This is a genomic window from Pedomonas sp. V897 (assembly GCF_051304405.1).
Classification (GTDB): Bacteria; Pseudomonadota; Alphaproteobacteria; order Sphingomonadales; family Sphingomonadaceae; genus Pedomonas.
In genome coordinates, this window is sequence record NZ_JBPPGG010000003.1 from 346,007 (window position 1) to 368,747 (window position 22,741).

15 protein-coding genes and 1 pseudogene are annotated in these 22,741 nt (G+C 62.8%); 1 reads left to right on the top strand and 15 read right to left on the bottom strand.

The genetic code is table 11. From position 1 onward, the window contains the following. Positions 1-238: 238 nt before the first annotated feature. The 9 genes from ACSJJU_RS10475 to ACSJJU_RS10515 all read right to left on the bottom strand — a co-directional run bounded on the left by ACSJJU_RS10475 (position 239) and on the right by ACSJJU_RS10515 (position 15,060). Positions 239-1,195: a restriction endonuclease gene (locus ACSJJU_RS10475; protein ID WP_435915373.1), complete on the bottom strand. Its 957-nt coding sequence runs from the start codon at positions 1,193-1,195 to the stop codon at positions 239-241. 2 nt (positions 1,196-1,197) lie between these two features. Beyond that, the gene (locus ACSJJU_RS10480) at positions 1,198-2,649 is read right to left on the bottom strand and encodes an N-6 DNA methylase (protein WP_435915374.1); all 1,452 of its coding nucleotides are present in this window, start codon (positions 2,647-2,649) and stop codon (positions 1,198-1,200) included. Beyond that, positions 2,646-4,040: a restriction endonuclease subunit S gene (locus ACSJJU_RS10485; protein ID WP_435915375.1), complete on the bottom strand. Its 1,395-nt coding sequence runs from the start codon at positions 4,038-4,040 to the stop codon at positions 2,646-2,648. The genes ACSJJU_RS10480 and ACSJJU_RS10485 overlap by 4 nt, the downstream gene beginning before the upstream one ends. 9 nt (positions 4,041-4,049) lie before the next feature. Then, positions 4,050-6,770, bottom strand: coding sequence for a DEAD/DEAH box helicase family protein (locus ACSJJU_RS10490; protein ID WP_435915376.1), 2,721 nt, complete (start codon positions 6,768-6,770; stop codon positions 4,050-4,052). A 534-nt stretch (positions 6,771-7,304) separates the two neighbouring features. Next, the gene (locus ACSJJU_RS10495; protein ID WP_435915377.1) at positions 7,305-8,552 is read right to left on the bottom strand and encodes a TolC family protein; all 1,248 of its coding nucleotides are present in this window, start codon (positions 8,550-8,552) and stop codon (positions 7,305-7,307) included. Next, a complete protein-coding gene (locus ACSJJU_RS10500; protein WP_435915378.1) occupies positions 8,549-8,848 on the bottom strand; it encodes a DUF3240 family protein in 300 nt (99 codons plus the stop codon). Before ACSJJU_RS10500 ends, ACSJJU_RS10495 begins: the two co-directional genes overlap by 4 nt. Beyond that, positions 8,841-11,912 (bottom strand): efflux RND transporter permease subunit, encoded by a 3,072-nt coding sequence (locus tag ACSJJU_RS10505; RefSeq protein ID WP_435915379.1) that lies wholly within the window; start codon positions 11,910-11,912, stop codon positions 8,841-8,843. The genes ACSJJU_RS10500 and ACSJJU_RS10505 overlap by 8 nt, the downstream gene beginning before the upstream one ends. Before the next feature lie 5 nt (positions 11,913-11,917). Continuing rightward, entirely contained in the window at positions 11,918-13,036 is a 1,119-nt protein-coding gene (locus tag ACSJJU_RS10510; protein WP_435915380.1) for an efflux RND transporter periplasmic adaptor subunit, read from the bottom strand. 191 nt (positions 13,037-13,227) lie between these two features. Then, positions 13,228-15,060, bottom strand: a complete 1,833-nt coding sequence (locus tag ACSJJU_RS10515) for a bifunctional diguanylate cyclase/phosphodiesterase (RefSeq protein ID WP_435915381.1) — start codon at positions 15,058-15,060, stop codon at positions 13,228-13,230. Positions 15,061-15,929: 869 nt separating this feature from the next. Here ACSJJU_RS10515 and ACSJJU_RS10520 point away from each other — a divergent pair. After that, positions 15,930-16,571, top strand: a complete 642-nt coding sequence (locus ACSJJU_RS10520) for a PEP-CTERM sorting domain-containing protein (protein ID WP_435915382.1) — start codon at positions 15,930-15,932, stop codon at positions 16,569-16,571. 340 nt (positions 16,572-16,911) lie between these two features. Here the strand turns inward: ACSJJU_RS10520 and ACSJJU_RS10525 are convergent. From ACSJJU_RS10525 to ACSJJU_RS10550, 6 genes and pseudogenes are all read right to left on the bottom strand, one after another. Next, positions 16,912-17,106 (bottom strand): annotated as a pseudogene (locus ACSJJU_RS10525) (hypothetical protein); the annotation flags it as partial. Between the two features lie 239 nt (positions 17,107-17,345). Next, positions 17,346-18,911, bottom strand: coding sequence for a PepSY-associated TM helix domain-containing protein (locus ACSJJU_RS10530; RefSeq protein ID WP_435915383.1), 1,566 nt, complete (start codon positions 18,909-18,911; stop codon positions 17,346-17,348). Beyond that, positions 18,908-19,198: a hypothetical protein gene (locus ACSJJU_RS10535; protein ID WP_435915384.1), complete on the bottom strand. Its 291-nt coding sequence runs from the start codon at positions 19,196-19,198 to the stop codon at positions 18,908-18,910. The genes ACSJJU_RS10530 and ACSJJU_RS10535 overlap by 4 nt, the downstream gene beginning before the upstream one ends. Beyond that, the gene (locus tag ACSJJU_RS10540) at positions 19,195-19,467 is read right to left on the bottom strand and encodes a hypothetical protein (RefSeq protein WP_435915386.1); all 273 of its coding nucleotides are present in this window, start codon (positions 19,465-19,467) and stop codon (positions 19,195-19,197) included. The genes ACSJJU_RS10535 and ACSJJU_RS10540 overlap by 4 nt, the downstream gene beginning before the upstream one ends. Then, entirely contained in the window at positions 19,464-20,285 is an 822-nt protein-coding gene (locus ACSJJU_RS10545) for an alpha/beta hydrolase (protein ID WP_435915388.1), read from the bottom strand. The genes ACSJJU_RS10540 and ACSJJU_RS10545 overlap by 4 nt, the downstream gene beginning before the upstream one ends. After that, on the bottom strand, positions 20,279-22,486 hold the full coding sequence (locus ACSJJU_RS10550; RefSeq protein WP_435915389.1) for a TonB-dependent siderophore receptor: 2,208 nt from the start codon (positions 22,484-22,486) through the stop codon (positions 20,279-20,281). The genes ACSJJU_RS10545 and ACSJJU_RS10550 overlap by 7 nt, the downstream gene beginning before the upstream one ends. Positions 22,487-22,741 lie beyond the last annotated feature (255 nt).

Here is a 22,741-nt window from a genome sequence, read left to right on the forward strand (position 1 = left end):
CGAAATTAAAATAACAAAATCACATTACATAAATTAATTGATTTGAAGATGAAAATATTCACCCCTCCCATTGCACTAGAATTTATTTAAGAGACATTTGATCGACTGGCAGCCCTTGTAATTTACTCCGCCATTGGATAATATTAATCACGAACACCTATCCGAAGCGCTAATTAAATGACGTTTTACATGACCTTATCTAAGAATCAATTTACATCAATTGAATTGAAAAACCGATCTATTCCGCGAAGAACCCTTCATCGATGGATTTGATCTCCACTACGTCGCGGACGATAACGCCGACGTTGTGGCGGATCATCAGGCCCGCAAGCCGGTCGCCATCCACAAGCACCACATGCAGGTTTGCATTACGGGCGCTATCTTCCGCTTCCCGCGTGAAGGTAGAGGCGGTGACGAACAGCCCCTTGTTGGCGCGGCGGATGTTCAGCGCGCCGATGAAATCACGAATCTGGCTGGCCCCAACCGTATTGCCGTCCTTGTAGCGTTTGGCCTGAATGTAAACCCGGTCAAGGCCAAGGGCATCCTGATTGATCACGCCATCAATGCCGCCATCGCTGGAGCCGCCCAGCGCTTTCGCCATTTCTTCCTTGCCCAAGCCATACCCCATCTTCACCAGCAGGTGGATGATAAGGCTCTCGAAGTCCCCCGGTGGCATGGCGCGGATGCGCTCCAGCAGGTCGGCCTTCAGGCTGGCCTGCAGTTCGCGCTGTGCCTCGCCAATGCGCTCTTCGGGAGTGGCGGCGCTGACAATGAGGGTTTCTTCATGTGTGCGGCTTGCTGAGGCTGCTACAGGGAAGCTGTTGGAGCCGTTGTCCTGTACAAGCGAAGTGCCAGTGACCCAAGCAATGAACTCAGGGAAACGTTTCAGGGTGCCGTTATCAATCCGCTGCGGATTTTCCGCCAGCAAGGCGCGGCCACGTTCCGTGATCTGCTGATGGCCGCGTTTGGGCAGTTCAATCAGCCCTGCTCGGGTCAGGTATGTCTTCGCCCAATGCAGGCGGTTGTGAAACAGGCTCTGGCGGCCGCTCGGCAGCCGCTCGGCCAAGTCATCTTCGGTCATACCGAACTCAGCCGCAATGGCATCCGCAATGTCCCCGATCCGCACCGGCGCGCTCGCGAGCGCGACGTGGCGCAGCACAGGTAGCATCAGTGTTTGGTAGTCGGGAACTGCCATCCTCAAGCCTCCAGTTTCGCCGCCACGCTGCGGAATTTCTCCAACGCCAGTTCCAGACTGTCCACAATCTCGGCGGCGATTTCGGCGGGCGGCGGCAGGCTGTCCGGGTCGGTGGCGCTGTCGTCCTTCAGCCAAAAGATGTCGAGATTGAGCTTGTCGCGCTTCTCCAGCTCGGCATAGGTGAACTTGCGGAAGCGCTCGGTCTCCTCCCGCTCATGCATCGTCGTGCGGGTCTTATAGCAGGAAACGAAGTCATCCAGGTCCGCCCGCCGCAACGGGCGCTCCTTCAGGGTGAAGCGCTGGTTGGTGCGAAGGTCGTAAACCCACAGCGCCTCGGTCGCCACCTGCTCGCCGCCGGGTGCCCTGTCGAAGAACAGCACGTTCGCCTTCACGCCCTGGCTGTAGAAAATGCCGGTGGGCAGGCGCAGCAGGGTGTGGAAGTTGAAGTCCTTCAGCAGTTTCCGGCGCAGGGTCTCGCCTGCCCCTCCCTCGAACAGCACGTTGTCGGGCATCACCACCGCCGCAGAGCCGCCCACGCGGAGGATAGACATGATGTGTTGCAGGAAGTTCAGCTGCTTGTTCCCCGTGGTGACCACGAAGTCGTCACGCACATATTCCTGCCGCTCGGTTTCAATGCCGCCTTCGCTGTTGACGATGCGGAAGGACTGCTTTTTGCCGAACGGCGGGTTGGCCAGCACCAGATCATAGTGCCTTTCATCTTTATTCAGCAGCGCGTCGGCCTGTTTGACGAGAGGTTTGTCTCCGCCAAGACCGTGCAGGTAGAGGTTCATGGCGCACAGGCGCACCACCTCGGCCACGATGTCAGTGCCGAAGAAGCTCTCTTCCCGCATCTTCCTGGACATCTTGATGTCCTGAGCGGTCGCATGCTTGCACATGTGTTCATAGGCAGCCAGCAGGAAGCCGCCGGTGCCAACGGCCGGATCACACACGGTCTCGCCCGGCTGCGGGTCCACCACGTCCACAATGGCCTGAATGACCGGGCGCGGCGTAAAGTACTGGCCCGCGCCGGATTTCACCTCGGCGGCGTTGCGCTCCAGCAGGCCTTCGTAAATGGCCCCCTTCACGTCCACGTTCACACCCATCCAGGTCTCACCGTCGATGAGGGTGACGAGGCGTTGCAGCTTGGCGGGGTCGTTGATCTTGCTTTCCGCCTTCAGGAACAGCGTGCCGATCAGACCCCCTTTGCGGGAGAGCTTGCTGAGGATCTCTTTGTAATGCGCTTCCAGCGCTTCGCCGGTGAGGCGGCGCAGGGAGTCCCACCGGCACTCCTCCGGCAGCATGGACGGCTCGCCCAGATGCTTGGTGCGCTCCTCATCCATCTTGAGGAAGAGCAGGAAGCTGATCTGACCCAGATAATCGCCGTAGGAGACGCCGTCATCCCGCAGCACATGGGCATAGTTCCAGACCTTACCAACGAGTGTCTGTGCGTTCATTGGACCAGTTCACCCTTAAAAGCGGCTGCGAGAATGGATTGGCGGAGGCGTGCCCCTGCGTCGCCACAGCGGGCTAGAATTGCAAGAGTAGTATCTGCCTCGGCTGATAAAGAAGTTATAGTCTCAACTATTTGCTGCATCTCCTCGCGTGGGGGTAGCGGCATGCATATTGACTGGACCCGCTCCTTGTTAAGAGCAGGCTGATTGCCTCCAGACCCATCGGTCCGGGTTCGCTCGTACCGGTGTCGCAAGTAGTTGAAAACAAATTCTGGCGGGACTGGAGTGTCTGGGACACGGATTGATGCACAATTCTGATTATGGGTTGCGGCGATGCGCAAGATGGCAGCCTGCCCACGAGTTTTGCCTTCTCCGATCATCCCGAGCATCACAGTTCCTGGTGGCAATATTCTCTCGTTGCTTCCTTTGATTGCCAGTGGGCTGATGCATTCACGAGTTTCGTAGATATTGTTAAATGCAACTTCCCCGCTGCTCACCCAAGGAATAGATCCTGCCCAGAGTGCTGGATTCTTCCGCGAAGGAGTGGAGCCTACAAAGACTGGAAACAATTGACCCAGGGATGCCCACGTCCAGCCTTCCGGCAGTTCAGGCAGGTCTGATGTGTCCGGGGCGGCGGGTTCCTTGTAACGCTTGCCCTTGTTCTTGGGGTCGGCTTCCCAGCGGGCGCGGCGCTCGGCGAGGATGCGCTGGAGGAGTTGCTCTCCGGTTTCCGTGCAGGGATTGGCGGCGCGCCAGTCCGCCGTCAGCTCGCCGGTTACGGCTGCCTTCAGTAGAGCCTTGCGATAGACCTCCAGATCCTCCCGGGCGCGGGTCAGCGCCGTCTCGCCATCTTCCAGCTCGGAGAACAGCTCATCAATCCGCGCCACAATCCGCCGCTGGGTCTCCAGAGGGGGGACGGGAACCGGGTAAGCAGACATGGTCTTGAAATCGATCCGGGGACGGTCTCCGGTTACCGCGTGGCTTGCAAATGACACAAAACCTGAGTGGTGCAATATCCAGCGCAGGTAAGCGGGTTCAATGTCCGCCGCACAATTCAGTACAATGAACTCGCCTGAGCAGGCTCCGTCGCGGTCAGCCAGCCAAACCTTGTTCAAGTAGGGTCGTAGGCGGCCATAAAGGATTTGCCCGGCCGAGAAGGCGTTGGCGGCGCTTCTCATCTCGCTGAATTGTGAAACTCCCTCCAGTCGGATTGAGTGTGGGGCAATGCTATCAAGGCCCACGAATGGCAGAGAACTCTTCGGGTCGGGTTGGTATTTGCCCTTACTAGGCGTGGCAATGTTCCCAAGCCGCTCCCACCGCCAGCCCTCGGGAAGCTCCCACGGCCCTTCAACCGGCGCATTCAGCACCGCTGCCTTTTCTCGCCCCCGTGCCACTTTGTTTCCTTACGCCACCAGTGCCTGCGTTACGTCGTCAATTACGGCCTTCAGCTGGCCGCCAAAGGCCTTCTGGGCGGCGATGACCCCGCCCCGGCTGGTGAATTGGGGCAATTGCTGCATGTCTGGCAAGCTGATTTCGATATTTGCGGCCAGGTGGTCGCGGATGGCTTCCAGCCAGCCCAGCTGTTCCTGATTGTATTCGCGCCCGGCCTTCTTCTCGCGGCCCAGCCACAGGTTGAAGCGCTGCTGCACTTCCGCCGAGAAGGGGGCCAGGCTGTCCGTCGCGCCGATGGCGAAGCGCACCAGCGCCACAATGTCCGTCAGCACCTTGGCCGGATTGGAGCGAACCTTGTCCCCCTGCAAGCGCTTGTAGGCTGCCCACAGCTGGATCGGCTCCAGCAGCCACGGCGGCTGCATCATCAGCGCTTTCAGCTCCTCAAGGCTTTCGTAGGTCAGCCGCTCCTGAACCTTGGGCTTGCCATAGAGGATGGAGAGGGCAATCACCTCGTCCTGCTTCTCGTCCAGCAACTGCTTGAAGCGATCCACCATCGCTTGCGCCGCCTTCTGGTCAAAGCCGGTGGAGATGACCACATCCTGCGAATACGGGTCGATGACCACTTCGCTGGCCTTCTTCAGCTCCATCAGCAGGTTGCGGAGTTCCGGCGCGTTGAACGGCTCCAGCGCCTCTTCCCGCAGCATCTCGGCGGTGGCGTCTCGCTCCTCCGGCGAGGGGCTGCGCTGGCGGATGATGTCTTCATCCAGCGAGTCCAGCAGCTTGCCCGCCAGCATGTTGAGCGACAGGCCGTGGGTGGCCTCTTCAATCCGCTCCTTCTGCTCGGGAGACAGCTTACGGTCCAGCGCGGCCAGCCGCCCGGCAAGGGTTGAGACAACGTCTTCGTCATTGCGGCCGCTGGCCACCTGCTCCAGCAGCTTGTCGAAGGAGACGGTGCGTTCCCGCTCCAACGGCTTGGCGATGATCTTCTCGCTTTCGGTCACGCCCACCGCGTCGATGAGGATGAAACGCTCCTTGGTGGTGGCGTCCGGCGTCACCTTGCGAAGATCATCAGGGCTGACCGTCCGCACGCCGCGCCCACGCATCTGCTCGAAATACAGCGCAGAGCGCACGTCGCGCATGAAGATCAGCACCTCCAGCGGCTTCACGTCAGTGCCGGTTGCAATCATGTCCACCGTCACCGCAATGCGCGGGTTATAGTCATTGCGGAACTGATTGATGAGCTGCTCGGGGTTCACGCCGCTCACCCGGTAGGTGATCTTCTTGGCGAAGTCGTTGCCCTTGCCGAACACCTCGCGGGCAATCTTCACAATCTCTTCGGCGTGGTTGTCGTCCTTGGCGAAGATGAGCGTTTTCGGCACCTCCTTGCGGCCGGGAAACAGCTCGGTCGAGAGGGTGTCCCGATAGGTCTCCAGCACCGTGCGGATCTGGTTGGGCGCGATAACCGTGCGGTCAAGGTCTGAGCCTGCATAGATCAGGTCATCATCCAGCAGCTCAAGCCGCTCCCGCCGGGTGTGGCGGTCTCGCCGGGGAACGGTAAAGCCGGCAGGCACCTTGCTGCCGTATTCGCCAATCTGGGTGCGGATGCGGAAAATCTCGCCGTCCACGTTCACTCCGTCGATGACGGAGCGCTCATAAGGGTATTCCGCCACCACGTTCTGGTTGAAGAAGCCGTAGGTGTGCGGCGAGGGCGTCGCCGTCAGGCCGATGATGTGGGCGTCGAAGTAATCCAGCACCTGCCGCCAGGTGCCGTAGATGGAGCGGTGGCATTCATCGACAATGACGATGTCGAACGTCTCGGGCGGAAAATCCGGGTTGTAGCTGACCAGCTTGGTGGTGAGCGGCGCTGTGTCCTGCTCGTAGGCGCTGGCTTCCTCGTCCTCCTCGCTCAGTTCCGTGCCGCTCAGCTGGGCGAACACCCGCTGGATGGTGGAGATGACCACCTGTGCATTGGGGTCCAGCCCTGCGGCCCCAAGGCGCTGGGCGTTGTAAATTTCGGTGAACAGGCGGTTGGTGCCGTAGGGGCGGAAGCCCTGAAACTCCTTGAGCGTCTGACGGCCAAGGTTGTTGCGATCCACCAGGAACAGGATGCGGCGGGCCTTGGCATGAGCCAGCAGTCGGTAGCAGATGTTGGCGGCGGTGAAGGTCTTGCCCGCGCCCGTTGCCATATGGATGAGCGAGCGGGGCCGGTCCTCCGCCAGAGACTCTTCCAGCCCGGTGATGGCTTCCACCTGACAGTCGCGCAGCCCCTCGGGATTGAGCGGCGGCGGGGTTTGCAGGCGGGCGCGCAAGGATGAGCCATCCTTTAGCCACCCCAGCAGGGTTTCCGGCCGGTGAAACGAGAACACGCGCCGCGAGCGGGCATCCGGGTCCGCCCGGTCCAGAAACTGGGTTTCCAGCCCGCTGGCCTCGTAAGTGAAGCGCAAGGGTTCGCCCCAGGTCTTGAGCGGGGCGGGAGGGGCCGCGATGTACCGCGCCGATTGCTCGGCCACCCCAACAAGGGGCGTGCCTTGCTTCTTCGCCTCGATAACGCCGCAAGCCTTGCCGTCAATGAACAGCAGGTAATCGCAAGGGCCGGTCGCCATCGGGTATTCCCGAACGGCGACCCCAAGGCCCGCCTTGCGGTTCAGCTCCGCCCGGTCCTGTACGATCCACCCCGCTGCCTCCAGCTGGGCGTCGATCAGGGTCCGGGCGCGTTCTTCTGGCTTGCTCATACAAATGTTATGGCAAGCGGAATGAATCAGGGCAAGCAGGTGCTCTTGCACTGAACACAGCGGATCCAAGGCCGTATTGATTTTGGCGACCGGTGATGCCAATTGCGTGCCCGCAGTTAAGCTGATGCGATGTGGCCAGTCACCCCGGTCCGATGCCAGGTTCCCTCCGCGTTCTTCATCGGCGGCATAAGACCCTTGAGGTGCAGATATTGGGCCTGTGAAGGCTTGCCGCCGACATTACGGGTTGTACCTCGCTCGGCGGTTACCGGATTTCGCCAATGTTGAACAGAGGCCAGGTTTCCGGATCAGCCGGGAGCAAATTTACATTGCACAACGCACAGCTGAAACGGCGGGCTGACGGTCGGTGGTCCATCTGGATATCTAAACGCAGGCGTTGCCTGGATGACAAACGACGGCTGGTGAGCACCTCGGTACGGGCGGCATCCGGGGCGATACAGCGCCTGTCGGGCGCGTGAGCGTCAGTGATTCCTGAAAACGGTGCTGACGCCTCAATAATCGCCACGAAAATCGCCCTCAGTGGTCTCCGTCCTCATCCGGTGACCAGATGGTGTGCGCGTCGATCTGGATCTTGAGCAGGGCGCGGCTGGCGTCTGACCGTGCCATGATTTCAGCCCGGCGGGCGTCGTTGGCGAGGCGGCGGGCGTAGAGCAGATCAGCAAGATCGATCTGGCCCAGTTGATAGCCGCGCTCGGTCCTTCCAACCGCTTCAGCCGCGCTTTGCGCCGCCGCCTGCGCACGCTGCCACGCCTTCAGCCGGGTCCGGGCATTGGAGAGGTCCGCATCGGCAACCGCGGTGACGGAGCGCATGACATTTTCCAGTTCAAGCCGCGCGGCGTTGGCTTCGGCCGACGCCATATCCGCAGCGGCGCGCCGGTGGCCGCCGCCCAGCGGCACGGAGACGACCACACCCGCCCCCTTTTCCATGCCGCTGCGCTCGCTGAACATGCGCACGCCGAACGAGGGATCGGCAAACCTGTCGGCCCCGACCCGCCGGGAGACGACCCCCAGGCGCTCTGCCTCGCGGGCAGCGGCGCGGATCTCGTGACTGTGTTCGATCACAAGCTCCCGCAAGGCTTCCAGACCCTGCGGCGGGGACTCAGGAAGCACCAGCTCGGGCGGCTCCGGCGGCAGCGGAATTTCGGGGAAACTTGCGCTCAAGGTCACGCGCGCTTCCTCCCGCGCCGCGAGCGAGGCGGCGGCCTGGGCCTCGGCCTGCGCCAGCGCGGCCATCGCCTGATCAACCTCAAGCTCGGAGGCATCGCGCAGGGCCACCCGTCGCTGGAGCGAGGACAGCTCGGCTTCCAGCCAGCGCACGGTCTCGAGATCAATGCGATACAGGCTGGCGGCGGTCAGCCAGTCATGCCACAGGCCGGACAAGTCCAGCGCGACCTGGTGCCGAACATCCGCCATCCGGTTTTCCGCCACCTCGATTTCAAGCGCGCCGGCCTTGCGATCGAGCGCGGCCTTGCCCGGCAGCCGGAAGGGACGGGTAATGCTGACGTCAAACTCGTCAAACTCGCCCTCGTAATCCACGCTCCGGCGCACGTAGCCGCCCTCAACCGTCACCTCATGGGGCCCGCGCGCCAGCATGTCGCGGCTGGCGCGGGCCGCCTCGACACGCGCAGCGGCGGCCTTGACGGCGGGGTGATTGTCGAGCACTTCGATCACCGTCTCCGGGGGCGGCAGATCGGCCCGCTGCGCCAGGGCAGGCGCCGCCGCAAGAAACACGGAGAGCATCAGGAGTGGACGAAGCCGCCTCATGCGATCCTCCCGCGGGCGAGGACAGGCACCGCATGCCAGCGCACCGGCAACTGACGGGCGGCCCGGGTGACGGCATCGACCAGTTCCGCCATTTTTGCTTCCTCGACGATCAGTTCGAGCGCATTGCGCTGGAGACGCCCGGCGACCTGTTCGGCCGTGCTGGCGTCGGCGAAATCGATGCCGGAGACCTGTTTCGCCGTAATATGAACGGGCGCGTCCGAAACCGAGCGGATCGCCGCGACAAGGATATCCGTGTCGCGGGCGGCGCAGTGGAAGGTGAGCAGAATATCAGACATTGTCGGCTTCCCCGGCACCTTCCCCGAAGCGCTCGAACAGGATGGGCAGAAGGACCAGCGTCAGCAGCGTCGAGGTGACGAGCCCGCCGATCACCACGATCGCCAGCGGCCGCTGAATCTCCGAGCCGGGCCCGGTGGCGAAGAGCAGCGGAACCAGGCCGAAGGCGGTGATGCTGGCGGTCATCAGCACCGGCCGCAGCCGGCGCTCCGCGCCGAGCCGCACGGCCTCGGCCATGCTGTAGCCTTCGGCGCGCAGCTGCCGGAAGTACGCAACCAGCACCAGTCCGTTGAGGACGGCGATGCCCAGCAGCGCAATGAACCCGACCGAGGCCGGGACCGAGAGATACTGGCCCGACGCCCAGAGCGAGACAATGCCGCCCACCATGGCGAAGGGGATGTTGAGCAGAATGAGAACCGAAGCGCGCAGCGACCGCAGCGTTGCCAGCAGCACGAAGAAGATCAGCACCAGGGCAATCGGAATCACCAGCATCAGCCGGGCCGAGGCCCGCTGCTGGTTCTCGAACTGTCCGCCCCAGACAATGTGATATCCGGCCGGCAGCTTGACGTGCGCCTCGACCGCCGCCCGGGCTTCGTCCACATAGCCCACAAGATCGCGCCCCGAGACAAACGCCTGCACCAGCGCGAAACGGGAGCCGTTTTCGTGCTCCAGTTTCACCGGCCCCTGGGTCCGCTCGACCCGCGCCATGTCGCTGACCCGGGCGAGAATGCCTTCCGGCGTGTGCAGCTGAAGATCGGCGAACCGCGCGGGATCGGCGCGCAGGCTTTCGTCGCCGCGAATGACGATCGGCACCCGCTTCTGGCCATCGGCGACGACGCCGGCCCGGATGCCTTCCACCTGGGCGCGCAGGGCTTCTTCGAGATGGTCAACTGGCATGCCGAACCGGCCGGCCGCAGCGCGATCAATGTCCAGCTGGAGATAGTCCACACTGTCGTTGGCGACCGTGATCACTTCCGTTGCGCCGCGCACGCCGGTCAGAACATGCTGGATCTGCCCGGCAAGGTCGGACAGCATCGCAAGATCCGGTCCGAAGATCTTGACCACGAGATCGCCCCGCGCCCCGGTCAACATCTCGGACACGCGCATCTCGATCGGCTGGGTGAACGTCGGCTGGATGCCGGGCAGGTCGTCGAGCGCCTTGCGGATTTCCTCGACGATGAAATCCTTGTCGCCGCGCCATTCGGAGTGAGGTTTTAGCCTGAGAAAAATGTCTGTCTCGTTCGGCCCCATCGGGTCGAGGCCCAGTTCGTCGGAGCCGACGCGGGCGACCACGTCCTGCACTTCCGGCACGGACAGCATGGCACGCTCCGCCGCCATGTCGCCCTGGATCGACTGCTCCAGGTTGATCGAGGGCAGCTTGGCCAGCTGGACGATCACCGACCCCTCATCCATGGTCGGCATGAACGTCTTGCCGACGGTGGCATAGGCAATCCCGGCGATCAGCAGACCGGCCGCCGACAATCCGTAGACCAGACGCTTGTGTGCGAACGCGCCTGCGAGAAGCCGCTGATAGCGGGGCCCGAGCTGCCGCATGATCCAGGGTTCGCCCTGATGGCCGCCCTTGAGGAAATAGGACGACAGCACCGGCACGAGCGTCAGCGCCAGCAGCAGCGAGCCAATCAGGGCGAAAATGATGGTCAGTGCGACCGGCGAGAACAGCTTGCCCTCCAGCCCCTGCAAGGACAGCAGCGGCAGAAACACCAGCGCGATGATGATGATGCCCGCCGACACCGGCGCGATCACTTCGCCCGCCGCCTGGAACACCAGATTGAGGCGCGGCTGGCCCGCCCCGTGCGCCCGCCCCAGACGCTCGACGATGTTCTCGACCACAACCACAGCGCCATCGACCAGCATACCGATGGCGATCGCAAGCCCGCCCAGGCTCATGAGATTGGCGGAAAGATCCATGCCGCTCATGAAGAGGAAGGTGATGAGCGCCGCCATCGGCAGGGTCACGGCGACAATCGCCGCCGCGCGCCAGTCCCCGAGAAACAGGATCAGCAGCACCACCACGAGGATGGTCGCCTCGAGGAGCGCCTTCTCGACCGTGCCGACCGCACGCTCGATGAGGTCGGACCGGTCGTAGAAAACATCGATATGCGTACCCGCAGGCAGCGTTTTCTCCACATCCGCCAGCCGGGCGCGCACGCCCTCCACCACCTGCCGCGCGTCCGCCCCGCGCAGGGCGATCACCAGACCCTCAACCGCCTCCGCCGTGCCGTTCTTGGTGACGGCGCCATAGCGGGTGAGGCTGCCTGTCCCGACGCTTGCCACATCGCCGAGCCGCACAATGCGGCCATCCCGGCTGGTGATGACCAGGGATTGAAGATCCTCGACGGTGCGAATGGCGCCCACCGCACGCACGATCAGGGCCTCCTCGCCGCTGGTGAGGCGGCCCGCGCCATCGTTGCGGTTGCCGCTCTCGATCGCGTCGCGCAACTCCGCCACGGACAGCCTGGCGCTCGCAAGCGCAACCGGGTCCGGCCGGACCTCGAACGTGCGGACGTAGCCGCCGAGCGCATTGACATCGGCAACGCCCGGCACGGTGCGCAGCGCGGGCCGGATCGTCCAGTCCAGCAGCTCCCGCTTTTCCTGAAGGGAGAGCGGCCCCTCGATCGTGAACATGTAGACATCGGAGAGCGGCGTCGAAATCGGCGCCAGCCCGCCGCTAACCGTGTCCGGCAGCTCGTCCATGACCCCGGACAGGCGCTCCGCCACCTGCTGGCGCGCCCAGTAGATGTCCGTTCCATCGGTGAAGTCGATGGTCACGTCTGCAATCGCGTATTTTGCGGTCGAGCGCAGCACCGTCTGGTTGGGGATGCCGAGCATCTCCATCTCGATCGGCGTGATGACGCGGCTTTCCACTTCCTCGGGCGTCATGCCCGGAGCCTTGAGGATGAGCTTCACCTGCGTCGGCGCGATATTGGGATAGGCATCCACCGGCAGGTTGAGAAAGGCCCAGGCCCCCAGCACGGCGGTGACCAGCGCCAGCGCGAGAACCAGCAGGCGATAGGAAAGCGCCTTGGCGACGAGAGAGCGCAGCATGGGCGTTACTGCGACAAGGCCAGCGCCTTGAGGGCGCTCGTTCCGGCAATCACGACCTGCTCGCCCGGCGTCACGCCCGCCAGCAGCACCGTGCGGTCTCCGCTGCCGTTGGCGCCCGTCACTTCGCGCATGGCAAAGCCGGACCGGACTGCGACGAACACCACGGCCTTGCCGTCGATCATCGTCACGGCCGCCGTCGGCACGCTCACCGCCCCCTCCGGCGCGGGGCCGAAGACGGACAGGCTGGTGGCCTTGCCCGCGATAATGCCCGGCGCAGCGGGGATCTCGGCCTTGAGCGTGGCGGAACGGGTCATCGGATCGATGGCCGCCCCGACCGCCGTCACGCGACCGGCGATGTCAGGGCCCATCCGCACCGCCATGCCGGGCCGGACCATGCCCACCAGACGCTCGGGCAGCTGGCCCTCGACCTCGTACCGGTCGACCGCGTCGATCACATAGGGCGCGGTGGTGCCATCGACCGGGTCCCCCGCCTGAAGGGCCGCGGTCGTCACCCGCCCGGCGATGGGGGCGGTCAGCGTATAGGTGCCGTTTGCACCGTCGGCGTTGGCCATGCGCAGGATGCGCGCCTTCTCGGCAACGTCTGCGCGGGCTTCGGCGGCCAGCGCCTCGGCTTCGTCGGCGCGCGCAGCCGCGATGATGCCCTCGCGGCTGAGCTGCATCATCCGCGCGGCGTTGGCTTCCGCCACATCCCGCCGCGCGCTCGCACGGGCGAGATCCGCGCCGATCGTCAGAACGTCGCGGCTGGATATAACCGCCAGCGGCTGCCCTTTGCGGACGCTGTCACCCTCCACCACCAGCGTCCGCACCACGACGCCGGGAAAGGTTGCCGCCACCGCGACGCGGGCATTGGCAGGCGGCTGGATCAGGGCCGGAATGGTGGCAAGCAATGTTTCGTTTGCCGCCTCGGCGGGCGCAAGGCGGATGCCGAGCTGCTCGGCCTGCTTGCTGTCGACCGGGAGAATGCCCTGCTCCGCCGCCGGTTGGGCGTCAGAGGTTTCCGGGTCAGGCGACGGGGCCGTACCGGGCCCGGCCAGCCACCAGGCAGCGGCAAGCGTCAGCAGAAGGACGGGAACGCCGACAAGGACATGATTTCGCTTCAACACACGCACGGCCCAAACAAATGCGACTGACAGAACTCCGGCGCCGCGCGACAGATGTTCTTGTCTCGGCCCCGTAATCTAGCAGGGGAAAAAGCAATCACAATTCCCATCTGGGAAAATCCGCCTCAAGCAGCCCTGCAAGAATGGTTATAATCCAATACTCATCAGCGTTTTGGATGATCTCTGGACGGGACTCACTCGATGATGCCGGATGGTATGGACCTTGCCCCCGCGCTTTGCAGGAACAATTCAGTCATCGCGTGCGGGTCCACGGCCTTCGAAAACAGATACCCCTGCGCCAGCAAGCCGCCGTAGGCCCGCAACTGCTCCAGTTGGGACGGACGCTCGATGCCTTCGGCCACCACATCAATTCCGAGCTTGCGCGCGATCGCAAGCAGCCCGTCGACGATCACACTGCTTGGCGCTCCGGGTTCCAGACTTCCGATGAAAGACTTGTCGATCTTGATGATGTCGACGGGAACCGTCAGCAGATGGGTCAGCGACGCATATCCCGTACCGAAATCGTCCAGCGCCAGGCGAATGCCGAGCGCGCGCATGGCGGCGACCTCCCGGGCAATCACGTGGTCATGCCGGTCGATATAGACATTCTCGGTGATCTCGATGACCAACCGGTCCAGAGGGACGTTCCCCTTCGCAAACGTGTCGGCAAGACGCGCCCCCAGGTTGCCGCGCTGAATATCAGCGTAGGAGATGTTGATACCCAGGTGCCGGAAGCGGATGCCCATATCGAGCCATTGCCGCATGTCCGAGACAACCTGCGCGAGGACATACTCCGTCAGGGCATAGGCCACATGGGCATCCAGGGTCGCCTCGCAGAATTCGGCAGCGGAGACCACCTCGCCGGTTTCCGTAATCAGCCGGCACAAGGCCTCGGCCCCCACGATGTCGCCTGTGTCGAGCGCCACAACCGGCTGATAGTAGACGCGGATGCGCCCATCGCGCAGCGCTGCGTTGACATCCTTGATCGCGGTCAGACGTTTGGTGATCGCCGTACCGATCCCGGGCTGATAGCGAACGAATCCGCCGCGGCACACTTCCTTGGCATGATAGAGGGCAAAATCCGCCTTCTGCCGAACGCTCTCGGCTGTAGGATCATCGGCGGACAGGATCGCGCCGCCGATGGTCGCACGCGGGTGCACATAGTGTCCGTTGCACGTCACGGGTTGGTCGAGCGAGGCCAGGATGCGCTGGGCAATGGCGTCGAGATCGCCGTGCGGGTCGGGCAGACGGACGATGACCGCGAACTCGTCGCCTCCGAGCCGGAAGGCCATGTCCATGCCGGACATGCGCACCACACGCTTGGCAACCTCCTTCAGAAGCTCGTCGCCAGCCAGATGGCCGAAGGTGTCGTTCGTGACCTTGAGATTGTCGAGATCGATGACGAGAAGCGCCCAGGAGCCGGGGACGCTGCACGGCAAGGTCGCCAGCACCCGGTTGAAGGAGGCGCGATTGCCGAGGCCTGTCAGCGCGTCCTTGTTGGCCAGACGGTCGCTTTCCAGCCCACGTTCATGACGCTCCAGAGCAATCATGCAAAGGTGGACACAGGCGGCGACCGTCGCCTCTTCCTGTTCCGTCGGCCCCCTCTCCTCGCGGAAATAGAATGCGAACGTGCCGAGCACGCGTCCATCCGCGCCCAGGATCGGGCTGGACCAGCAACTGCGCAATCCCAGCGGCACGATATAGTGTTCGAAGCCGGACCATCGCGGGTCCGTCGCCACATCCGTCACGGTCACGGGAATGCGGCGATGGGCGGCGGAACCGCAGGAGCCCACGTTCGGCCCGATGGGCAGGCCATCCAGCGCCTCGCAGTAGGCTTTCGGCAGGCTGGGTGCGGCCAGGGGATGAAGCAATCCCTCCTGGTCTACCCGCAGCACCGAACAGATGACCTCGGGCAGAACGGCCTGCACCTCCCGGCAGAGACGGTCCATCGTCACATCAAGCGGACGACCGGTCGCGACCATCTCCAGAATCAGTTTCTGGAGATGCAGCATGTCCATAATCCGCATGTGAATACCCCTGCCGCTTCGCGGGAAAGCCTAATGAACCGTTAGATGAATGCCAAGTTGAACCTGCCCCGAATCTGCCACAATCACATTGATGCGGCAGAAAACCTCAGGTAAAGTATGGACATATCACAGCGGAACATCACTTTTACTACTCTCTTGCAACTAGTCGATTAGTCCCACAACAGCCAGAAATCTGTGTGCTGCTGATGGAATGCCGCATTTTCGAGAGTATTTTTTTCCCGGACTCAGCGCTTTGACCTGACGCAGTTCGCGTGTCCGTCTTCCAGCCATTTTTATTGAACCACATCCGGGCCATGCGGCGCAGGCTGACAGAACGCTGCCGTCCTTCGGCGATCGCCCGGACGATGGTGCGGAAATTATCGTCCAAGCGGCACGATGGCGGCGACGTCCGCCTCCGTCAGCCCAACGTCCGGCGCCGGAAGGTCGGGAAGCCGGTGAACAGGAACGGAGCGGCCTGTCACAGCGCACCTCCAATCCGGGAGAACGTCCGGCAAGGGATACCCCTGCCCTTCGAGGAAAACGGCTCGCGACACAACGCGTTCGCGGGCGTCTGTCATCCGCCGGAGTGACAGATGCCCAGGACCACGGGGCCAATCCTGCATGGGCCCGCGGCTTGTCCGTCAAGAGTGGATCACTGTCGAAATTTCTTACGGACGCGGAACATCCATGGCGTCTGCAGCCCTGGCTCCCGGCCGGTAACGATATGAATATATTACAAACATTTTATTTGGCGCGGCTAATTGTTTGTGGCGGCACGGTTTTTGCCTCGGGCCACGTCGAGAGGCCTCTGGATTCGATTGCGCAATGAATGGGGCTGATCAGGGTTCGAACTACAGGGGATAATCAACATGAGTATTAAAAAACACCTGCGCGCAGCCGTGACGGCAGCGTTCTGTGCCGTGATGCCGGCTGCCGGAGCCCTGGCCGCTCCATACAGCGGTTCGGTGGAGGTCACTGAATACTGCGACTTGGGAATTTGCTGGCCGACGGCAGGCAGCTTCTCCCTCCAGCTGACCGGGACCCCGACCGCTGCTGTTGGTCCCGGCACCCTGACCGTCGAGTGGTATGGAGAATCCGACCAAGTTATAGAGTGGCTTCTCATTTCCATCGAAGGCATCTCGCTGGGGCGGCTGGCCAATGGCGACCCGTCGGACGACCGATTTGGGGGTGTCGGCAATCACGGCCCGGATGGGTGGGACATGATGTATGACGAAGGCGTAGACCCGTTGATCTCCGTGACAGCCACGCTGACCGAAGCTGAACTTCTCGCCATCCTGAGTGATGGTGTCGTCAATTTCTTTGGCGTTTTCGGCTATGACGTCGACGATTACGGCGTCGGCGAATATGTGCGCCTGACGCTTCGTTTCGAAGCGCCGGAGGCCGCGTCTGTGCCGGAGCCGGGCAGGCTTGCGCTGACCGGGATTGCCCTGGCAGGGTGCGCCTTTGCCCGCCGTCGCCGCGCAAAGGCATCGGCCGGTATGGAGCGCTGACGGTCTGGAAAGGGCAGCCGAACGCGGCCGTGTGGCCGCCTTTACCGCAAACAAGAACAGCCCCGGCTTTATGCGCCGGGGCTGTTTTGCATCGGTGGTTGCGGTTACTGGATTTGCTGTTTTTTGGAATTGAGCTGGGGGCCGGATTTACCGCTCGCTTTGCTCGCGTTGACCTTCGGCGCTGACGCGCCTTGGTCCGAACCGGTCGGCTCATTCACCGAGCCCTCACGTCCAAAAACGCCAAAAGCCAGCCCTTGGGGCTGGCTTTTATCGTTTTGGTTGCGGGGGCCGGATTTGACCTATGTCGAACAAGGCTCAGACTACCTGCTGGCTAAACAGATCAATGGCAAATCAGGCGGCTTTGTGCCTGCAGAGAAGCTGGAAGTAGCACGTTGTCGATGGCCCATACCGTTCCCTGATCTCGAACCCGGCAGCCCCCCGAGCGGAACGGCCAAAGAATACCATTGACCACCCGACGCCCATCGATCCGCGGAACTCCCCGCAGTTTATTGGGAAGCAAGGGCGCGATAATCGACCACTCCTTGTCCGCCTGCGCATATCAACGTCGTGCCATCAACCTCTCCAGTCCTAAAGGAGCATGAATCACGTCCCGGCTCCAGCTTAACCTATCCCGGTCCAATGGTATTCTTACGTACACGGCCAATGACGAGGACCTACCAACTTCGTTGCGCTGTTACCGGGAACCCCAGAATGCGGAAACTGCACTCACGCAGCCGTGAGTGCAGCCTAATCCCCGCCGCTGAACAATCTGGTTTATGGGCTCGCTGTCTGCCGTGACCAGACGCTGTCACGCGGACCATGCTTGCTACGCCGCGCGGCAGGCACAAGCGACACCATCAACGCGGCTGCCAACGTGATGGCAACGGCATCGACAATCGGCAGAACCGGTGGGTGAGAGTTCATGGTCAGCAGGGTGGCAGCGGGAATGCACAGCATGGCGACAATGCAGCCAACCGTCAGTTCAAGGCTTGCGCGCGGCGCGCCGCGCAGCAAAGCCCAGCCGACAAAGACGAGAAAGACCGCGTAATAAATGGCGCTGTGCATCCCCTCGGTAGCGCCAAGGCCCAGCGGCTTTGCGGCGGCAACCGTCACCGAAATGCCGGCCATGCAGCCCAGCGGCACGCCGATGGTCAGAGCCGCGAGCATCCGGGTGGATCTGGTTTGCTCCGGCAAGCCATCCTTGCGCTCACGCTTGCGGCGCGATTCCACCCACAGCAGATTGCCGGTGTAGAACAGGAAAGCCCCGGCCAGCCCCATGAGGAAATAGGACCAGCGGATCGGCGTGCCGCCATAGCTGCCGAAATGCAGGGCGAAGAAGCTGGCGATCGTTGCGCCCCAGCCATCCTGATGGCCCGGCATATAATCCGTTGACGTGAACGCGCCGCTTGCCGGGTCCAGCTCCACCAGGCCGAAGGTCGGCCCGCGCAGGCCATAACGCGGATCGCGGCCCGTAACGCGCAGCGACGGCTGCTCGGCACGATCCACGCCATAGGAAATCTGCTGCACTGTGAAGCCCGGCGCCTGCTCCGCAACCCGGCGCAGCACCTCCGTTGGCGCCAGCGTCTGGCCTCCGGCTTCAGGCGGCGCGACACTGACCGGCGGGCGGCGATCTTTCCCGCCGAACAGCGCGCCTTGTGCATCATAAAATTGGTCATGGAAGGCAAAGACGATGGCCGTCAGTGCCATGATGAGATGGAACGGCAGGCTGAACAACCCGAGCACGTTATGAACATCCAGCCACATGCGCTTGACGTTCTTGCCGATGCGCAGCGCGAACAGATCGCTCACAAGGCTCGGCAGCAGCACGATCAGGCCGGACACAATCGCAATGGTATAGAGCAGCGCGATCGCGCCCATGATCGGCATGGAAATCTCATGCTCGAACGGCAAGCCCACCTGTTGATGCAGCACATCCACGAACTGCGCGACCGGTGACGGGCCTTCGCGCTCCACCTGCAAGCCGCCGTCCGGCGCGAGCGAGGCATAAAATGTCTCGCGCGGTGCATGGCCATCGCCGCCCGGGGTTCTGACTTCCCACGACATGCGAGCTGGTCGATCGGGACCGGTTTCGACGTGGATATCATAGTCCGTCGCGGCTTCAGGGTGGGCGGCAATGACCTTGGCGACCAGTTCGTCCGTGCGGTCCAGCGGCGGCGGTGGAGCCAGCCGCGTCGGGGCCGAGGCCCAGCGCTGAAGCGGCTCCTCGAACATGGTGATCGCCCCGGCATAGAAGGCGATGAACAGGGCAAGACCGGAGATGATGCCGACCCAGCCGTGAATTTCCTTGTACATCTTGACGATGTCGGTGCGGATTTTCATAGCGCGATTCCCCCCAGCGCCCACAAGGCTCCCCACAGCAGAAGGTTGGCGAGCCCAAGCCAGCCCCAAGCACGCGCGGGCGACCCGAACAGGAAACAGAAGCTCAGGATGAGGCCCCAGATCGGCGAGATCATCCACATGGAGAACTGACCCTTGAGGGAGAAGAATGCTTCCTCCACGCCATTGGCCAGCTTGAACAGGCCAGACAGCCCGAGGGCAAGGAGAAACCCGAGGATCAGTCCCGCGCTCGACTTCCCCAACCAGTCCTGGCTCGACAGCGGTTTCATTCGCCAGCCTCCGTTGACGAACGCAGCCAGGCAATGCCTAGCGGCACCACCGTCCACACCAGCATGGCCAGCGTTAATGCAATAAAAACCGCCGTGGCCGGACCTGCCCATTGCAGCAGCAGGACGAGCCCTTGCGCAAAGGCGGCAACGCCGAGATACGCAAGCCCCGAGACCCACCGTCTGACGCGGGTCAACTTCTGGTTTGGCGAGGCTGCATAAAGCAGCAACGCCGCGACGCAGACAAACAGCCCTCCCATCCAGGCGATCATTCGGACCTCTCCCCTCCAAAGGCCAGGCGCACGATATCCATCATCGCGGCCAGCATGGTGGTTCCATGCGTGTGCCCCTCAAGCAGACCGAACCGCGCGTCAGCACCGCCTTCCCGCAGTTCAGCCGCCAAATGCTCCCCGTGCTCAAGAACCCCGTTGGCCGGGCCCCCTTCGCGCGAACCGGCAAGGATTACGGTCCTGGCCGTCGCCGGCCGCTCGCGCGGCAGCGCCTTGCCATCTGCAAACCACAGCGACGGGCTGATCGCCGCATAGGCATCGAAGTTCCCGTGACGGCGCAGGTCATACAGTGCGAGAATACCGCCAAAGCTGTGCCCCGCCAGCGTCTCGCGTGCCGTGTTGATCGGCCAGCGTGCGGCAATGTGCGGGCGCACCTTTGTCTCGATGAAAGACAGGAAGGCTTCGGCTCCGCCGGTTTTCTGGCCATGCGCTGGCCGTCCTTCCGGAATGGCATAGCCCGGCACGGCAGGCGTATAGTCCAGAATGCGCCGCGCAATCGGCCCGGAATCGATGGCCACGATCAGCCCATGCTTCAGCGCTTCCCTCGGGTGCCCACGGGTGAGACGCCGCGCAGTCTGCACAGCGAGGGCGAAGTTGTCCTCGCCATCCAGCATCCACAGCACCGGCCAGCCCGCGGCGGGTGGCTCGCCCTCCGGCCAGGCCACCAGCACGCGGTAAACGTGTCCATCCCCTGCCGCCATCTCGATGACGTCGGATCGCGGCAACTCCCATGGCGCAGCCCAGGCAGGCTGCGCCATCAGCAGCAGGACTGAGAGAAAAAGGCCCGCCAGCCTTACCACTTGTATTGCACCCGCGCCGTCACGCTGCGGCCCTGACCGTAGTAGCAGGCCGCAACCCCCGTGCAGGTCGCCACATAGCGCTTGTCGGCAATGTTGCGCCCGTTGATCGAAACGGACATACCCGAAAGCGACGGGTTCAGAGCGCCAAGGTCATACCGCACGAACAGATCGAACAGCGTGTAGTCGGGGATCTTCAGCGTATTGTTGCTGTCGCCGTAGCTCTTGCCGGTGTAGCGGATGCCGCCGCCGAACCCGAGTCCGGTCAGCGGCCCGGAGGTCAGGCTCTGGTTAAGGAACAGCGAGGCCATCCAGTCCGGCACCTGCGGCAGTTCCTTGCCCTGCTGCTCGGGCGTGGTGGTCTTGGTCACCTTGCTGTCGCTGTGGGTCAGCGTTGCAATGACAGCCATGCCCCACGGCAGGCTGGCCTTGCCTTCCAGTTCGATGCCGCGAATACGTCCCTCGCCGGTCTGCACGAGGCAGGTCGAAGTGCCGCACAGCGTCCCGTTGGGATCGGGCGTCGTCATGTTCTGCTGGGTGATCTGGTAGCCGCCCAGCGTCACGTAAATGTTGTTGCCCCGCTGGAATCGGATACCCGCTTCGTACTGCTGGCCCGTTGTCGGATCAAACGGCTCGCCGTTGAGGCTGGACGACAGATCGGTCACCTGCGGCTGGAAGCTCTCGGCATAGCTGAAATACGGGGCAAGGCCATTGTCGAACAGGTAAACCGCGCCTGCGCGCCACGTAAAGGCATCGCTCTTGGTGATGAAGCGCTCACCAGTAACCGGATTATAGGTATTGTCCTTCGCCCAGTCCTGACGGCCGCCGATGGTCATGCGCAGATTTCCAACCTCGATCTGGTCCTGCACATAGACGCCGGACTGGCGGCTGACCGTTTCCTTATAGATCTGCGGGCTCAGGTTGTCCTTATAGGTGGCAGAGCCCCGCGGCACCGGGTTGAAGAAGTCGAGCAACGGCAGCACCTGCGAACCTGCCACCAGATCCCGATAATGCTCCCAATCCGTGTGGAAATAGTCGAAGCCGCCCAGCAGCGTGTGCTGTACCGCACCGGTCGAGAATTTCGCCTCCAGCTGGGTGTCGGTTGCAAAGCCGTCGCTTTCGCCCACGCCCTGCACTGCGCGCCGGCCGATCGTCTGCCCCGGAATGCAGCCGACAATGTTGGCCGGGCACGTGGTCAGCGTATTTCCTGACAGCACCACGACGCGATACAGCGTCTCCAGATGCGTGTAGCGCGTGTTGTTGCGAAGCGTGATGTTCTCGCCAAACCGGTGGGACAGGAACGAGCCGATCAGGAACTGATCCCGGTCGAAGTCATTCCAGTCGGGCTCGCCAAGGTTGTCATCGTTGGCGATATAGCGGCCGTTGGTCGGTCTCAGCGTGCCGAGTTCCGGCATGAACTGGAATGTCGAGCCGCCTTCATCGCGCTGATACTGGGCCAGCATGGTCCAGGTTGTGTTGTCGCCTGGCGTCCATGTGACAGATGGCGAGACATAATAACGGCCGATCTTCACATCCTTGACCTGCGTATTGCCGTCACGGGCGAGCGCCACCAGCCGGACGGAGAGCGTATCGGAGACCGGGCCGCCCACATCCGCTGCCGCCTGATAATTCCACCGGCCAAGCGAGGTGGTGCCAATGCCCTGAAGCAGCACCTCCCCATGGAAGCGGTCCGTTGCCCGCTTCGTCACGATGTTGACGACGCCGCCCGGAGCCGTCTGACCATAGAGTGCACCAGAGGGGCCCTTCAGCACTTCGATCTGCTCAACCGCAAACGTATCGAAACCGGGCCGTGTCCACTGCCCGCCGGAGGGAAGGCGCAGGCCATCCACAAAGTTGTTGTTCGAGGAGAAACCGCCCGCGCCGAAGCCACGCACCGACACCTCATCGACACGGCTGTCGATGCCAAAGGCCTCAGCCTGAACGCCCGACGTGTAGCTGAGAGCGTCGGCGATTGTGGGCGAGGCCCGCAGATCGATCTCATCCCGGTTGATGACGGCGATCGACTGCGGCGATTCAATAATCGGCGTGTCGGTCTTGGTGGTGCTGGTGGCCGAGGAACGACCCGTCGCCGTGACGATGATCTCGCGGCTGCCTTGAGCCGCATCGTTATCTGCAACGTCGTTTGCAAGAGCCGGCCAGGCGACTGCCGTCATAAGGTAGAGGCTGATGGTGCGCTTGATCATGGGAACCCCCAAACATGTGTTGGAGGCAGTGCTAGTGCGAGTCGTTATCATTTGCAATACGAAAGTATCGGATCCTCTCTCCGCTTGTTTGCGGAAGGTCTGACGCCCAAACGGCTGGAAAAACAGAGAGGAAGAGTTGACCGGCCAGTTCCGGGCCGTACAGACCGCGCTCGCCGGACCCGGAGGATACGGGCATCTCCGAAGCATTTTTTACAGGAGTTGCTAGGCCGGATTTACCGACACGGCGCTGTCGCG